15 protein-coding genes are annotated in these 14,658 nt (G+C 63.8%); 10 read left to right on the top strand and 5 right to left on the bottom strand.

What is annotated here, in order from left to right:
- Nucleotides 1-99: 99 nt before the first annotated feature.
- The 7 genes from ABD259_RS25020 to ABD259_RS24990 all read left to right on the top strand — a co-directional run bounded on the left by ABD259_RS25020 (nt 100) and on the right by ABD259_RS24990 (nt 7,577).
- Entirely contained in the window at nt 100-237 is a 138-nt protein-coding gene (locus ABD259_RS25020; RefSeq protein ID WP_344165653.1) for a hypothetical protein, read from the top strand.
- A 182-nt stretch (nt 238-419) separates the two neighbouring features.
- Nucleotides 420-917: a hypothetical protein gene (locus ABD259_RS25015; RefSeq protein WP_344103844.1), complete on the top strand. Its 498-nt coding sequence runs from the start codon at nt 420-422 to the stop codon at nt 915-917.
- Nucleotides 914-2,539, top strand: a complete 1,626-nt coding sequence (locus ABD259_RS25010; RefSeq protein WP_344165651.1) for a tetrahydrofolate dehydrogenase/cyclohydrolase catalytic domain-containing protein — start codon at nt 914-916, stop codon at nt 2,537-2,539. The genes ABD259_RS25015 and ABD259_RS25010 overlap by 4 nt, the downstream gene beginning before the upstream one ends.
- A gap of 226 nt (nt 2,540-2,765) precedes the next feature.
- Entirely contained in the window at nt 2,766-3,350 is a 585-nt protein-coding gene (locus tag ABD259_RS25005; RefSeq protein ID WP_344165648.1) for a DUF4913 domain-containing protein, read from the top strand.
- Nucleotides 3,351-3,646: 296 nt separating this feature from the next.
- Nucleotides 3,647-4,786, top strand: a complete 1,140-nt coding sequence (locus tag ABD259_RS25000) for a M48 family metalloprotease (RefSeq protein ID WP_344103851.1) — start codon at nt 3,647-3,649, stop codon at nt 4,784-4,786.
- 83 nt (nt 4,787-4,869) lie between these two features.
- Nucleotides 4,870-6,321: a type IV secretory system conjugative DNA transfer family protein gene (locus ABD259_RS24995; protein WP_344165646.1), complete on the top strand. Its 1,452-nt coding sequence runs from the start codon at nt 4,870-4,872 to the stop codon at nt 6,319-6,321.
- Between the two features lie 116 nt (nt 6,322-6,437).
- Nucleotides 6,438-7,577, top strand: a complete 1,140-nt coding sequence (locus tag ABD259_RS24990) for a hypothetical protein (protein WP_344165644.1) — start codon at nt 6,438-6,440, stop codon at nt 7,575-7,577.
- A 276-nt stretch (nt 7,578-7,853) separates the two neighbouring features.
- Here the strand turns inward: ABD259_RS24990 and ABD259_RS24985 are convergent, their stop codons facing one another.
- The 5 genes from ABD259_RS24985 to ABD259_RS24965 form a co-directional block, all read right to left on the bottom strand.
- Nucleotides 7,854-8,402 carry an IS630 family transposase gene (locus tag ABD259_RS24985; RefSeq protein ID WP_344165659.1) on the bottom strand — a complete coding sequence of 183 codons (549 nt, stop codon included), beginning with the start codon at nt 8,400-8,402 and terminating at the stop codon, nt 7,854-7,856.
- Between the two features lie 10 nt (nt 8,403-8,412).
- Nucleotides 8,413-8,907, bottom strand: coding sequence for a winged helix-turn-helix domain-containing protein (locus tag ABD259_RS24980; RefSeq protein ID WP_344165641.1), 495 nt, complete (start codon nt 8,905-8,907; stop codon nt 8,413-8,415).
- Between the two features lie 230 nt (nt 8,908-9,137).
- Nucleotides 9,138-9,551: a nuclear transport factor 2 family protein gene (locus ABD259_RS24975; protein ID WP_344109260.1), complete on the bottom strand. Its 414-nt coding sequence runs from the start codon at nt 9,549-9,551 to the stop codon at nt 9,138-9,140.
- Nucleotides 9,552-9,626: 75 nt separating this feature from the next.
- On the bottom strand, nt 9,627-9,809 hold the full coding sequence (locus tag ABD259_RS24970; protein ID WP_344165638.1) for a DUF397 domain-containing protein: 183 nt from the start codon (nt 9,807-9,809) through the stop codon (nt 9,627-9,629).
- 82 nt (nt 9,810-9,891) lie between these two features.
- Nucleotides 9,892-10,725 carry a helix-turn-helix domain-containing protein gene (locus ABD259_RS24965; protein ID WP_344165656.1) on the bottom strand — a complete coding sequence of 278 codons (834 nt, stop codon included), beginning with the start codon at nt 10,723-10,725 and terminating at the stop codon, nt 9,892-9,894.
- Nucleotides 10,726-10,920: 195 nt separating this feature from the next.
- On the opposite strand from ABD259_RS24965, the gene ABD259_RS24960 reads away from it, so the two are divergent.
- The 3 genes from ABD259_RS24960 to ABD259_RS24950 all read left to right on the top strand — a co-directional run bounded on the left by ABD259_RS24960 (nt 10,921) and on the right by ABD259_RS24950 (nt 14,605).
- Nucleotides 10,921-11,286, top strand: a complete 366-nt coding sequence (locus ABD259_RS24960) for a hypothetical protein (RefSeq protein WP_344109266.1) — start codon at nt 10,921-10,923, stop codon at nt 11,284-11,286.
- 907 nt (nt 11,287-12,193) lie between these two features.
- Entirely contained in the window at nt 12,194-13,867 is a 1,674-nt protein-coding gene (locus ABD259_RS24955; protein WP_344109268.1) for an Eco57I restriction-modification methylase domain-containing protein, read from the top strand.
- 9 nt (nt 13,868-13,876) lie between these two features.
- Nucleotides 13,877-14,605: a PaeR7I family type II restriction endonuclease gene (locus tag ABD259_RS24950; RefSeq protein ID WP_344109271.1), complete on the top strand. Its 729-nt coding sequence runs from the start codon at nt 13,877-13,879 to the stop codon at nt 14,603-14,605.
- The last annotated feature ends 53 nt before the right edge of the window (nt 14,606-14,658 follow it).

Raw genomic sequence — 14,658 nt, 5'->3', positions numbered from 1 at the left:
GTTCCCGCTGGTGGGGTCCATGTCGGTCAGGCTCATCGTCACTGCGGTGCAGGTCCTTGTCTCGCCCTTGATGTTCTAGTTAAGACTGATTCGTCCTGTATGTCTCAAACGAGCCTGACAGATAGGGAGACCGCAGGCCTGACTCGCCCGCTGTTCACCACCTGGACACAGCTGCCCTACTCCTGCGTCATCATCGCCGTGATCCTGTTAGCCAAGGCCCTGGGCCTTCTCGCCTGAAGCGACCCTGAGAGGCGGTCCGCCTGCCGACCTGGACGGACCGCCGTATCGTTAAACAGCACCATGGTTTCCCTCAGCGGGAGGATGACAGGGTCGCTACAACCTCACGCAAGGCATGTGCAGCGTGTAGTGGGATGGGTACAGTACCGCGAAGTGGTATATGCAGAGAGAGGTAAATGGTAATGGTTGACCACGACCGCCCCTATTGCGTAGAGGAATTTCCCGACGGAACCCGTCGCATCACCACAGCTGTCTATTGGAGGCACCAGCTTGGAGGTGAGGCCCACTGCCTCGCCCGTTTCTACAGTTTGCCGGAGGGGAAGCGTCCAGTAGTCATACTCTCTGAGATCCGTAGTAATCCTTATGAATACCCATTGGGGCTTGACTTTTCGGCTGCTGCTCGCGCCCTGCTAAATATCCTTAGAAAGCTTGGAGAAACTGTTCCTGATGCTGCAATCTGGGTACTTCACCACGGGCGATTCTCCTACTACGATTCTCTTGGTGTAGAGGACTATGGGGTTTTTGACCTGCGCGGGGAAGATGGGGGGAATCTGGATGAGCTGGCCAACTATCGGCGACTGAGCAGCAGGGAAGCTCAAGATCTGCTGGCGGATATTCCGAAGTCTTCTGTGGAGGATGATGTCGTCAAAGCGGGCCTCGAAAGAATTGTATACTGGTGAGCCGACAGCTGACTGGTCGCGATATTCTGCGCTGGGTTCGCCGCAGATATCAGAAATATCGTGGGGATATTGATTCGTCGGGCAAGGGTGTTGCGATCATCCGTTTTGATGCGGGTAGTGCGGATTCTGCTCGTGTCAAAGTTCGGATGCAGGCATCGCGCGTATCGGCAGATCAGAAAGTCAAGGCATTCTCATCTTTGGGGTTTCAGGTTCATGAGGAAGTCCTTGGAAGGTCTGTTCATCCTCTCGATTTTTCCAGGCTCATTCATCGTTTCAATGTGGATGAAATGACGACTGGAATCATCGTTCAGATGCCAACCCATGATGATCTGCGTATGGCGGTTCAACGGATTTCCGGCAAGAAGGACATCGACGCACTGTTGGGAGGTCGATCTCCGTACCGTGCCTGTGCGACAGCAGACGGCATTGTCCGAGTAGCGGAACCGTTTGTGCAGGACAAGCCCCTGACTGCGGTAGTGGGCGGTAAGGGATTCGTCGGTCAGGGAGTCGCGAAGCTCCTGCGTGACAAGGGCGTCGAGCCGATGGTCCTCGACGCTGGAGACGACCTCCGGGCCGTGCGTGATGCCGAGGTCGTCATCTCCGCTACTGGCCACTCAGGTGTGCTGGGTCGTGAGCATCTGCGCCCCGGGCATCGGATCGTCGTCGATTCCGGGTTCGTTCCCCAGCGTGACGGCACGGTCCTCGGCGACGTTCGCAAGGACGCCGTTGACATCCCGCAGGTGATCACGCCGGTCCCGGGAGGCATCGGGCCAGTCGAGATGGCGGTGCTCATGGAGCGGGTCGTCCAGAAGGAGGTCGACCCTTCGATACCTTCCTGGTCGATCTCACCCGAGGCCGCACGCGAGATGTCCCGGGAGAGGCACCCCTCTCAGGAATCTGAAGGAGGGCGAATTCACCTCGTCTCCAGGGGCGAGAACCGTGGCGTCACCTCGGAGACGGGGACAGAAAGAACCGACCACCTCGAACCGACCTCTGATGCGATCCGCACGGGTTCTCTCGACAGCGATCCCAGCCCACAGGTGCAGAGCACCAGCATGACCGAGGCCTCTGCTGATCCCGGCCCAGGGGCAGAGCAGTCCGACCGCACCGGCCGGCCGTCGGATCGGGAGTCGGGCCCGAAGGATATTTCACGCTCGTCGATGGACCCACCCAGGCGACAGCTGCCGCCAGAGATCGAATTCGACGAGGCCCGCTCCGACCAGGCCCTCGCCGACAAGGACCAGCAAGCCCGCCGCGACGTAGATGACATGCAGTCGAAGCGAGATCACGCGAAGCCTGACGATGGGCGAGTCGACGAACCCCAAGCGCCCCATGACGAGCGGGTCCCGAGTTCGCGTGAGCAGGCCGCGGTTGAAGAAGCAAGGTGCGATCTGAGGCGGCCTTCAGCGGGCGTGCGGCAAGAGGAAGCTGCCCAAGCCGAGTCCGCCACGCGTAGCCGAGACATCGCGGACAAGCTCCGGCGAGCCGCCGAGGCCCGAGGCGAAGCCCGGGAGCGCAGTACGACCGCACACTCAGTCGATCAGGAGGAACGTCTCCGACGAGGGCGAATGGCGGAAGAACACCAAGGGGCTGAATCCGAAGGTCGAACGCTCGACCGGTGAGCGCGGGAACTTTCCGCGGCGTCGGCGGCCCTCCTTTTGCGTCTCTGACCGCAGATTCACCGGGCCACTCATGACAGCCATCCTCCCTTCCTCGTTCAGCAACGTGGTCGTCGGTCTTGTGTCGTGTTTTAGAAGAGTTGTAGTTTCGGAGGTTTCCTGATAGATCAATCGGTATTGACGTATCCGCCAGCTTTGCGCCACGCTGTGCGCCGTGAATCCTGATGGCGTGGCGACATTGAAGGCCGAGCTCGCTCGGCTGGCGGATCGGGTGGATGGGCTGGAGAGCATTCGTGAACAGGTCGAGATGATTGCCGACCAGATGCTCGCTGAAGCCGAAAAAACCCAGGCCGCGCAGGGCCACAATGATGACGTCACGCCGGTGGCGTGGATTGATCTCGATGCCGATCAGGCGCTGTCGGTGTTCCGTGACCTGATGCAGTGGATGGACGTGGTGCTGGTGCACCACACCCCTGTGACGGAGACGCTGCGGCCCTGCTGGTTTCGGCACCCGGCCGTAGTGCAGGTGCTCCTCGACGTTCGTGCTGGGTGGCTGCGCGCCTACCGCAGTCCCGGCCGATCGGATGCCGTTCTCTGGGCTCTCGAATGGTCGGGCCGCCATCTCCCACACCTCGAACAATTTCTCGCCCGGGAACTGGGCCGGTGCACAACGGCCCGGCACGACCCCGATCGCGTCCCGATGCCGCGCGTCGACGAGTGCGACGTGCGGGCCTACCTCCAGGGGCGGTCGGGCGACGGGAATGCCGTCGGGCGACCGACCACGACGGACGCTCCAGGGGAGGGCTCTCCGTGAGCCGACCCTGGGAGCGGCAAGCACCGTACACGGCAGCGGAACCGAACACGGCGCATGGGCCACCGGGAACACCACCGTCACCCCCGCACCCGCCCGATACCCGCGCCGAAGGGCGAACCACCGGGCGCACCGTTTTCTGTGACCACTGCGGAACCCGTCTCGACGCCTCCGCCACCACCTGCCCCGGCTGCTCCACTCCCGTGGCACCCCCGCCACCCCTCCACCGCAGCACGATCACGCGCGTCCAGCGGAAAGCAGGACTTCACGGCTCCGGCAGGGCGACCGGACGGCGGCTTGTGAGCGCTGTCGGCCGCAACATCCGAGGCCACGCTGTCGGGCTCTTCGCCGCTTGGTTCAACCTGCCCTTCTTCATGTTCATGGCAGTGCTGGGCGGTGTTCTCGGCGGTCTGGCCGGGCTCATGTCGGGAACAGCGGCCGGCCCTGGTGCCCTGGACCGCATCGGCATTGTTCTCAACGTCCTCCTCCCGCTGCCCATCGCCATCGAAGACCTTCTCCCCACGGCCGCGTTCCAGATCGGTGGCGTGATCGGCGCTGTCGTCGGCTCCGTGGCCGGTGCCTGGGCCATCTCCTGGTACTGGTTCTCCAGTTTCTGGACCCTGCTTTACGAGGGTGACCCCTCGTGGCCGTTCGCGGTCGCCGTCGGCCAGGTTGTCACCGCCGCCTTCGTAGGCTGGCTCTACACCTTCTACTCGTCCACCGCTGAAGGCTGGCGGCTGCGCATCGCCGGGGTTCGCCGCCCCAGCCGCCGCGAAGCCCAATGGCTGGTGCCGATCACGCGCGAGGCAGCTCGCCGTGTCGGGGCGACCGGCGTTCCTGTGCTCCTCATCGACGACAGTCGTGAGCCCAATGCTTACGCTGGCATCCGCCACATAGTCGTCAACCAGGGCCTGCTCGACTTCCTCCGCTACGACGAGGAGGCCGTCGCCGGGGTCATCGCCCACGAGATCGCCCACTGGCACCACGGCGATCCGCTTTCGATGACCTGGGGCAAGGGCATCGCCCTCCCGCTGTACGCGGTCTACGAAGTGACGGTGCGAGTACGCGAGGCCGCCCGCTGGGGGCCGCTGCGTTTCCTCCTGTGGGCGGTGCTGTGGAGTGTGTACGTCACCCTGCGCGGAATCGTGATGCCGATGTACGCAGCGGAATGGCGGAGCTGCGAGTACCGAGCGGACGCCGCCGCGAAAGCCGCAGGTTACGGCGACGGCCTGTACCGCGCCTTGGCCCAGCTACGCCGGAGCTTCGACAGCGCGCGCTCCGGATGGGACGCGGCGGTACTCGCCACGCACCCGCCCACCGAACTGCGACTGGAAGCCCTGGAACAGCCCGGCGGGCACTACCCGCTTCGCCACGACCACGTGGAGCCGCGGCCGACGCCGCGGATCTCGGTTGCGCGCACCGGGCCGGACAAGGACTAGGCACGGAGACACCCGCCCCCAGGACACCAAGCCCCCACGACATAGGACAGGACAACAGACGTGGCAGCGCAAAAGGAGCTTCCGTGACCGCGTTCGCGCCGACACCGGCTGTTCGGCTCCGCCCTGAGCACCGGGTATACCTCGGCCTCGACCCCCATGACGGATACCAACGCGTGTGGTCCAAGCCCTCGGACTCTGTCGGTGTCGTAGGGCCGCCGCGCTATGGCAAGACCTCGGGGGTCATCATCCCAGCGTTGCTGTACTGGGCGGGGCCGGCGGTGTCGACGTCCACACGCGGCGACATCCTGAACTTCTGCGGCGACTGGCGGCGCCGGATCGCGGCGCAGAGCGGCGGCCGCGTCTACGTCTACGACCCGTTCGGCAGCGAAGGCGCGGAGACCGATTCCATGCGATGGTCGCCGCTGGCCGGGTGCGAGGACCCCAGCGTCTGCTACCGGCGCGTGCAGGCCATGACGGCCGTGGCCGGTCGAGGGCTCAGCGACGGCGAGCACTGGCGCTCGGGCGCCGCGCTGCTCCTGCGCGGACTGTTCCATGCTGCGGCGCTGTCCGGGGCGCCGATAGCGGAGGTGCGCCGCTGGTTGGCCCGACAGGAGGTACGTCGCCCGGCCGAGGTGATCCGCGACGCGGGCGGTGGCGCGGCCGAAGCATGGGCCGACGATCTGGAGTCTGTGCGGCTCCTGGGAGAGCGCGAGCGTGGCAGCTTCTACTCGGTCGCGCGGAACTGCCTGGAGGCCACTGCGGAGCCGCGGGTGCTGGAGTCGTGCTCCAGCACCGATTTCGACGTCGATCACTTCCTCACCACCGGCTCCACGCTCTTCGTCGTCGGGCCCAGCCATTACCAGGACGTGGCTGCCCCGATGATCGTCGGCCTGATCGACTCCATCGCCCAGCGCGCGGCTGAACTCGCGGCGGTCCAGGGCGGCCGACTCTCCCGGCCGCTGCTCTTGGCCCTGGACGAGGTCGCTAATATCGCGCCGCTGAAGAGCCTCCCCTCGCTCATCTCGGAGGGAGGCGGTCGAGGGATCATCACGCTGTGGGCGGCGCAGTCGCTGGCGCAGCTGCGCGCCCGTTACGGGGCTGAGGAGCAGCAGGCGATCCTGACCGCCACTACCGCCAAGATCATCTATGGCGGGATGTCCAACGACGCCGACCTGCGCAACATCTCGGCGTGGAGCGGAGAGCAGCGGGTGCCGGAGGTGACGTTCTACGGGGGCGGCATGGGTGTTCTGCCGCCGCTTCCGGACCGGGCGGGTGGAGGGGTGAGTGACCCGAGAGGGTCGGCCGCACCAAGCGGGTTGGGCAACCCTGTCGAGACCGGCGGGCAGCATGCTGTCAGCGCGTCCTACCGCCCGGTGCTTCCTACCGAGGCGATTCAGCAGATGCCCCCGCATAACGCCTGGCTGTGGTGGCAGTCCGAACCGCCGATGCAGGTGGAGACTCGACCGGCGGGGGTGGTGTCGGAGTACGAGCGGGTCAGGGGCTACACCCCCGACTCCGGAGCGAGCGTCCGATGAACGGAAACGACGCTTCCGCATCGACTTCCGGGGCAGTCGGTCATCCAGTGTGCTCGCAGTGCGGAGCTCCAGCGGCCCGGAGTGCGGCGCGATTCTGCCGGTCGTGTGGTGCCCCGATGGATTCGGCGCCGATGACGGTGGAGGAGTCAGCGGGTAGGGGTTCGGGGGACTCCGGACCGTATCAAGCCCCGGGTGGGGCAGAGGAGGGACAGCGGCGGACGACGTACTACCGGCGGCGCGTCGTTGTGGTCGGAGCGGTGGTCTGTCTCCTGGCCCTGCTGGCATTCGGGCAGCGGGCGATCCAGGAACGCCTCTACCGGCCGGAGCAACCGGTGGAGGAGCTGATCTCGCTCATTCGGGAGCGGAAGGGCGACGAGCTCGCCCGGATACTGCGTACCGAGTCGACTCTGATCACCGACGCGGCCTTGGCTGAGGGGTACACGCCGCCGTCGGGTATGTCGATCATCGGGGTGGACGACGACGCCGGACAGGTGGAAGCCGGCGAGGTCGCGCAGCGTCCGAATCGCGACCGCGCCCGGGTGAAGATGCGGTATCACGTCGGTGATCAGAGCTTCGAGACAGCGGTCATGGTGGTCCGGGAAAAGACCGGATGGCTGCGCAGCTGGGAGCTCTCGGGGCATATGGGCGGACTCATGGCGCGCGTCAACGTCGCTCCCCCGCACACTGACCGCGTCCGGGTCGCCGCGGCCGAAGTTGACACGGGTGACGTTTTCAAGACCAGGTGGATCGACGCTCTGCCCGGAACCTACACGATCGCCGTGGCTGCCGATGACCCGCTGTTCGGGGGATCACGGTCCGAGGTCGCCATCCCTCGGACCAGGGCCAGCGACACCCTGATCAGGATCGACCACACCGATCTGGAGGTGCGTCCCAGTGTCGTGGAGGACGTGGAGAGCCAGGTCAGCGACCATCTCAAGGTGTGCGCCGAGAACGACACGAGTCTCAACCCGCCAGGGTGCCCGATGAGGGTGGATCGGGGCGGGGTCTTCCTCACGATCGACGACGTCGAGTGGACGATCGTTGACGAGCCGGAGATCAAGGTGCGCCCCTCAACCGACGAGGACACGCACGGTGCCCCGGTCACCGTAGAGACGATCGCCCCGGGGACAGCGGAGGTGACCTATACCTACGCCCGGGGCGATGGCGAACCAGTGAGGAAGTCCGTCGACATCACGGTGGGCGGTAGCGTGCGGGCCGATGAGAACGGCGAGGTCCTCTGGAACGGGTCCGCCTGAGCCGCTCAGAGCCTGAGTCCGAGGGGGTCGGTCTATCTCCGCGTGGGGGCCTGGGCGGATGCAGCGTCTGAGGTGAGGCCATCATCGACGCAGCTCCGGGCAAGGATCGAGAATGAGGCGGCGTCCGGAATCTTCGAAGGTCGTAAAGCGGAGTTGGACTCCTGCATCTCATCGGTGGAGAGCGATAAAGCGGACCCTTCTCCAAGCTTGATCGATCTCAAGTTATACACAGCGAATCGTCCGGGTCAGGAGAAGATGGGACCTACTGATCTTTGATTAGGTAGTTGATTCCAGAGGACAGGGATCGAGACCGACCGATCGAATAAATCCAGAAAGGACGTCCGGGCGTCTCTGGACCGAGAACAGCGCGGACCGCAACGCCCGCTCCACCTCCTCCACGCTGCGGAACGCCCGGTTGGCGATGCGGGTCTTGACCTGCGACCACATCGTCTCCACCGGGTTGAGCTCCGGGGCGTAGCGCGGCAGGTGCACCACGCTCAGCCACGTGCGTTGGGCGAGCCGGTGCCGCAGCCAGGCGGTCCTGTGGGAGGGATGGTTGTCCCACACGAGCACGAGCGGGGCGCCCAGGCGCTCATGGACCCGGTCGATGAGCTCGGGGAAGTCGTAGTGCCTGTAGCCGGTGCGGGAGGTGGTGAACACCAGTCGCGTGTGGGACCCGTCGGGGGCCACGCACAGCCAACCGGAGGCGTTGATCCGGCGGCGGCGCCTGCGCGAGAGGGCGATGAGCGGAGTGCGGCCGCGCCTGCCCCAGGTGCGGCGCACCGGCGGGTCGCTGGACGCCCCGGACTCATCGGCGAAGACGATCCATGCCCCTTCAGCTGCTGCTTCGTCTTTTGGCCTGGGGCCACACCTCGGTGTGCCAGTGGGTGATCTCCTCCTCGTCGCGTTCGGCCGCGCGGGCGGCGGGGACCTGCCAGGAGTAGCCCAGGCGCCGCAGCAGGCGCCAGATACCGGAGGGGTCGGCGAAGCGGACGCCGAAGTGCTCGTCGATGAGGCGGTTGACGCGGGCCAGGGTCCAGCGCTGGTCGTCCCAGCCGTGCGCGCCGGGCCCCTGGTCCAGCAGGCGCAGGAGGTGGCGTTCCTGGTCGGCTTCCAGGAGGGTGGCGGCTCCGTGGGGCCGGGCGGCCAGGGCCTGGGTGCCGCCGGCCCGCCATTTCGTGTGCCAGGTGCTCACGGCCTGGTCGGAGACGCCCAGCAGGCGGGCGATGGCGGCTTGGGAGAGGTGTCCTTGTTCGAAGAGGGCGGCCGCGGTCATACGGCGCTGTTCGAGCTGCTCGGGTGATCTGGGGGTGCGGTGCTCGGGGCGCATGCCCTATTCCACACCGGAATCGTTCAGGATTCAACTGAGAAATCAAAAGTCAGTATGTAGTACCCACGGAATCCCAGGGTGCCGTATACGAGATCCGACCCGTCGGTGAGCCTGGCCTGGATGAGGAACCAGTGCCTGAGAAGGTATCTCTCCACGAGTTCGAGAAGCTGCTCTCACGATTCGACATCGAGTTCGGCCTGCTTATACCCGAGTAGGGGAAGGGATGAGGTTCAGGGTGAGGCTACCTCGGTGATGTGCGTGAGCACGCACATCCACCGACCACCGCGCCTCACGAACACATCGGTCGTCCACTCGTCGGCGTCGAACCGCTGACCCTGGTAGTGGGCCGTGTTCGTCACGCGTGCTGTGAAGACAGCCGTAACGCCGTATAGCCGGACTCTGGCCTCGCTGACCCGCTCCATGGCTGAGTGGGATAGCTCCCCGGACTCAACGGCGGAGAGGAACTGCTCCTTCGTCGTGGTCCCTGACTCGGAGACGATCACCCACTCGTCCCCCATGAAGCTGCCGATCAGGGCGGCGTCATCGGAAACGATCGCTGCCGCCCACTCGTCGGCGATAGTAGTGAGCTGGTCCTGGACTGCAGCTTCGGTGGCGCCCCGTGGCGTTCCGATGTCGTCGCTCATCGCCCGACTTTAACGTGGGCATCGCCATAACAGCGGATAACATCCCGAGAGCCAGGCGGCTCATCGGTTACGTGGTCATTCAGAGTCAGTTTTCTTCAGCCTGCCAATGAACCTGGACCACTCTGAGCAGTCGAAGCCAAGCATCCCCAGACTAGGGTGCTTAGAGTCGCGAATGAGCTTCCCCACAACAGGCGGCGAGGCTACCTCTACGCACTCCTGGCCCACGGGGTTGCTATAGCTACTCTTCTTCCACTCCATGCTGACCTCCACACACTCTTCGCCTTTGGCACTGCTGTAGCTGCTCTTCGACCATGACAGAGCAGGAGAAGACATGTCCGCCTCACTCGGCGAGTTCGTCAACCAGATGAGCCAGGTGATCGTTCGACGCTTCAGGGGAGAGCGCCATTTCGGTCAAGCTGTCGAAGTTCATCGTATATCCCCGGATATCTTCAGGTTCCTCCATGAACAAGCCCTCACGGGAGATGTCGAGGAATACGACGGTGCTCTGGTCGTCATGCGGGAAGTCCAAGATGGTGAAGTGTCCGACCATCGCCGGATGCGCGCCAACCGCGTCAGGGAGAACCCGGACGTCTACTAGCTGCTGCTCGTTGACGAGCATGAGATGCAGGAGCTGCTCCCGCATGGTCAACGTGCTACCTACCAGCTTGCGGAGAGCCGCCTCATCCACGATCGCCTGGACCGATGGCGGGTTGGTGCGCTCCAGGATCTCCTTCCGGGCCATCCGTGCTTCGACTCGCCTCTTAATCTCTTCCTCGTTGACGACGCCAACGCCGCGGATGAGGGCCTTACAGTAGCTCGGCGTTTGGAGCAGGCCAGGGATCAACATCCCGCCGTAGAAGCGCAGCGTGGATGCCTGCGCCTCAAGGCTGACAAACGACCCAGGGCCCAGCACGTCCGAGTATCGCACCCACCAGCCGGTCTCCTTGGCCTGCTTGGCCATAGAGACGAGAGCGTTCACGCGGCCTTCATCCGTGACGCCGTACAGGGTGCACAAGCCACGAATGTCGTCTTCCTTGAGTCGCTTCCACTGGCTCCGTTCGATGCGGTTGACCTTGGATCGGTCCCACCCCATGCGCTGCGCTGTCTCCAACGTGTCGAGCCCAGCGGCCTCTCGCAGCTGGCGTAGCTCAGCGGACAGGCGCCGGTGTCGCACTGTCGGTGTTTGCCTCTCTGGCACTCGTTCCTCCCCGTAACTGGCCGCGTCGTGATCCTAAGCCCACGTGGGGTCGAAAAAATACCTTCGAATCCACGAACTTGCTTGAAACTTACCTCGGAGGTAATTCATACTCATTGTGAGCGGTCGATCATGATCCGTCCGGTCGACCTTCATCCACAGGTGGTGACCTGAATGCCCAGTTACTTCTCTGCCTCCTCCTCGCCCCTCCACCCCCTCCAGGCCCTCGCCAAGGAACTGGAAGCACGGCGGCTCGGGGCAACTATCGACGCCTCGGTCTCCGTGGTCGATGCCTATGTCCTCCCCGACTCCTCCCGCTGGCAGCAGGGGCTGCGCCGAGCATGCGCCCACTGCACCCAGCGCGCGATCCTGCGGCCCGATCCGGTCGACGCTCACCCCTGGTGGTGGCTGCTCTGGCCGGGGGAGCGGTTCAACAACGAGACGGCCGACCCCGAGGTGACCCGGCTTCTCCCCGTCCAGGAAATCGACGAGACCGCGCGACGTATCCGCAACATCCTCATCCTCGACAGCACCGAGTAACGGCGCCAGAAACCTATCCCACAGGCGCTCCGGCCGGCTGCCGAACGCGGAGGGGAAGAGCTGTCCGCTGAGCGCCCCCGGGGTGTCCGTCCCGTACGAGGGGACGCGGGACGGACACCCCCCCTCCACGTTCGACGCCGTTCCACACCCCCGAGAGGGAACAGCATGACCACACAGCCACTACACCGACGCACAGCCACCCCAGCCGAACCCGAACACGCCGGCCGATTCGCAACGAGCCAGGCCGCCCGCCCCGCCGGAACAGCTCGCCTGGCACCCCGAAAGTCCACTCGCCATCGGCGCTACGCCGCAGCGCCCCCACCCGCCATCACACCGGACAGATCACGCCTCCCCGGCCCCGGCCACTACGCCCCGCCGCCAACGCCTCCGCGCCAGGTGCAGCCCCAGTCCCGAAGGCATCCGTCAGCACACATCGGCGCTACCGCTCGCTCCACCGCCTCCGCACAGTCAAGACGGCCGCCGCGTCCCACCCAGCACTCCAGCGCAGACCGTAGACGTTCCTACCTCGCCAACAAGCACCGCATCCGCCGCGAGACCGCAGGCGTGACCCTCCCGCTGTTCACCGTCCGGGAACGGCTGCCCTACTCCTGCGTCGTCATCGCCATGATCCTGTTATCCAAGACTCTCGGTCTTCTCGACTGAAGCGACCTAAGCAGTGGCGGGTCCAGTCCCAAGGCCTGCATCCGCCACTGCGTATTCGATCGACTAGATGTGACGGTGTCCGCAGAAGGCCGGACGCACGCTGACCAGTTCGACCATGGACGGTCGGCTGGCCGGTGTGCCGCCACCCCGCGCTGTCCGAGCGGAACGGAGTCGCGCCACCACGTGCAACTTCCAACGGCGACAGAGCTCCTCCACCCTGACAACCAGCTTGTAGAGTCAGTCTGTGTCAACACTGGAAACGTACGATCCTGTTGCTGCCCGACCTGAGCAGACCGCCAAGGCGATGGAGCACGGCGAGGTCTTCACCCGCAGTTGGATCGTCGACCTAATCCTGGATCTGGTCGGCTACACAGCTGACCGTGACCTCGCACGTCTGAAGATCGCCGAGCCGGCGTGCGGAGCCGGGGCCTTCCTCAGCGCGATTGCGAAGCGGTTGAGCGAGTCTTGCAGGGCCCATCGCAGAGACCTGTCAGAGGCAGCTCAGGCGGTGCGGGCCTTTGATCTCCTGCCAACCAACGTCGAGACGAGCCGGAATCTTGTTCGTGCGCAGCTACTGGCGGACGGATGGCAGAGTGCCGACGTCGAAGACACCGTCCGAAGCTGGATTCGCCAAGGCGACTATTTGCTGGAGCCTGAGCCACGGGAGGGTTATGCCTTTGTAGTGGGTAACCCGCCCTACCTCCGCCTAGAGGACGTTCCGCGTGACCGGACGGCCGCGTACCGTGCTGCTTGCCCGACAATGGGTGGAAGAGCTGACGTGTACGTCGGGTTCTACGAGAAGGCACTCCGCAGCTTGGCCCCCGGTGGGGCATTGGGCTTCATCTGCGCGGACCGATGGATGCACAACCAGTATGGATCTCATCTCCGGGAATTTGTCACCAGCGGTTTCAGTGTCGACTTCGTGTTGACGATGCATGACGTCGACGCATTTGAAGAAGCGGTTGCCGCCTATCCGGCCATCACAGTGATCAGTAGAAAACCTCAAGGCACCACCGTAGCAGCGGATGCTGGTGCACCCTTCCAACGTGAGAACGCTGCAGAGCTACTCCGCTGGTCCCAGCAGGCCGACAGCGAACTGATTGAGGAGCCCTCGTTCCAGGCAGTCCGGTTGCCGCATTGGTTCACTGGGAGTGATTTCTGGCCTGCGTCTTCGCCAGCCAGATTGGCAATGCTTGAGTACCTGACTGACCATTTCCCCGTGCTGGAAGACCGTTCGGCCGGAACGCGTGTCGGAATCGGGATTGCCACGGGGGCGGATAAGGTCTTCGTCACGGATAACCCTGAGCTTGTAGAACACGACCGGCTTCTTCCGCTCTCCATGGTGAAAGACATCAAGTCGGGAACTTTTCACTGGGGTGGAAAGTATCTGGTCAACCCCTGGACACCTTCAGGGGAACTGGTCGACCTCGCCGATTATCCGCGGCTGCGCGCCTACTTCGCTGCCCATAGCGAGGCGTTGCGGAAGCGGCATATCGCGACCAAGCAGCCAGATCGTTGGTACAAGACCATCGACAAGGTCAGCCAGTCACTCATCGGCAGGCCCAAGCTTCTCCTCCCCGATATGAAGACCACGATCCATCCTGTGCTCGACGAGGGTGGCTTCTATCCCCACCACAATCTGTACTACATCGTGTCTGACACCTGGGACCTGCGTGTTCTTGGCGGTCTTATGATCTCCAGGGTCGCTCAGGCCTTCGTTGAGGCCTACGCTGTCAGGATGCGTGGTGGTACGTTGCGCTTCCAAGCCCAGTACCTTCGCAAGATCCGGCTTCCGGAGCCATCACACATCGACGCTAAGATTCAGAAGGCGTTGGCAGATGCCTTCGAGCGTCGTGATGTCGACGCAGCGACAGATGCCTCCCTTTCAGCCTACGGCATGGACCATCTCCCCGATTAGGAGTGCGCGTTGACGGTCACCCGTCAAGACTTTGAGGAAGCAATCGCGAAATACTGGGGAGTCAAGGACACCCAGAACAATAGTTCCAAGATCAAAGGTAGTGTCGGCGCCGGTACCGCTGGGGCTGTCCGCGGCGGAAAGCATTTCGACGTTATCGCTGATTTGATCTCGAAGTTCTTCTTGGATGCTGGATATCCAAAGGAATCCATTAGGACCAAGAGGAGTGATGGGCTAATGCTTCCCGGTTACTATCGCCCACAGAAACAGTGGGATGTCGTGGTCACCTTGCATGGCACGCTGGTCGCGGCTTTCGAATTGAAGGCGCTCGGCGGGCCGTCTTTTGGTAACAACTATAATAATCGGGTGGAAGAGGCGCTAGGGAGTGCTGTGGATCTTCGACGGGCGGCGCTTGCCGAGCTCTACCCGGGAGAAAAGCCTTGGTTGGGATACTTCTTTATTATGGAGGACCATGAGAAGTCCCGTACGCCGGTGCGGCTAGAGTCCAAGTCAGGGCTGTCGCCAGAATCAGTTTGGCATAAGACGTCCTATCAGGATCGTTTTGGAATTTTCTGCAAGCGCCTTCTGGAAGAATCGATATACGATTCAGTCTGCTACATAACATCGTCGAAGGAAAGCCCTCACCCCAAGGAACCGATTTCTGGCCTGAACTGGAACCACTTCCGTGCAGGAGTGAATGCGCGGATAAATTACTTGGCAGATCTAGGGTTTCCCAACTAGTGGCCTCGCTGTCCAAGAGCGCTGAGCTGATCGACCATGAGTGGCATATCGCC

The organism is Nocardiopsis rhodophaea (assembly GCF_039530945.1).
Classification (GTDB): domain Bacteria; phylum Actinomycetota; class Actinomycetes; order Streptosporangiales; family Streptosporangiaceae; genus Nocardiopsis_C; species Nocardiopsis_C rhodophaea.
The sequence above is the reverse complement of the archived record's forward strand: the minus strand, read 5'-3'. Positions and strand labels throughout refer to the sequence as shown.

Excerpts from the sequence above, each read along its gene's own strand:
- ABD259_RS25020 (WP_344165653.1), top strand. The coding sequence starts at position 100 with ATGTCTCAAACGAGCCTGACAGATAGGGAGACCGCAGGCCTGACTCGC.
- ABD259_RS25015 (WP_344103844.1), top strand. The coding sequence starts at position 420 with ATGGTTGACCACGACCGCCCCTATTGCGTAGAGGAATTTCCCGACGGA.
- ABD259_RS24990 (WP_344165644.1), top strand. The coding sequence starts at position 6,438 with ATGGATTCGGCGCCGATGACGGTGGAGGAGTCAGCGGGTAGGGGTTCG.
- ABD259_RS24980 (WP_344165641.1), bottom strand. The coding sequence starts at position 8,907 with ATGCGCCCCGAGCACCGCACCCCCAGATCACCCGAGCAGCTCGAACAG.
- ABD259_RS24975 (WP_344109260.1), bottom strand. The coding sequence starts at position 9,551 with ATGAGCGACGACATCGGAACGCCACGGGGCGCCACCGAAGCTGCAGTC.
- ABD259_RS24970 (WP_344165638.1), bottom strand. The coding sequence starts at position 9,809 with ATGGAGTGGAAGAAGAGTAGCTATAGCAACCCCGTGGGCCAGGAGTGC.
- ABD259_RS24960 (WP_344109266.1), top strand. The coding sequence starts at position 10,921 with ATGCCCAGTTACTTCTCTGCCTCCTCCTCGCCCCTCCACCCCCTCCAG.